General features: G+C 73.7%; 1 pseudogene. It reads right to left on the reverse strand.

Features of this window, described 5'->3' with window-relative positions:
• Positions 1 to 300: pseudogene (locus BN358_RS21350) on the reverse strand (4-(cytidine 5'-diphospho)-2-C-methyl-D-erythritol kinase); the annotation flags it as partial.

Genomic DNA, 300 nt, shown 5'->3' on the forward strand with positions numbered 1-300 from the left:
ACCACGAGACGCGCGCCGGGCACCGGGCCGCTGACCCGCTTCACGGCACGGCACACGCTCTCACCGGACAGCTTCACCGAAAGGTCGACCGCGTCGGACTCGTTGGCAGCCAGGAACGCGACCGTGGGACCCGACCCGGAGACGATCGAAGCCACCGCGCCCAGGTCGCGACCGGCCTCCAGCACCTGCCCGAGTTCGGGACGCAGCGCAGCGCGGCGGGCTCGAGGTCGTTCACGAGCGCCCGGCCGAGCGCAGCGACGTCGCCGCTGACCAGGGCGTTCAGCAGCTCCGGGGGGTGCC

The organism is Sedimentibacter sp. B4, from assembly GCF_000309315.1.
GTDB classification, from domain to species: Bacteria; Bacillota; Clostridia; order Tissierellales; family Sedimentibacteraceae; genus Sedimentibacter; species Sedimentibacter saalensis.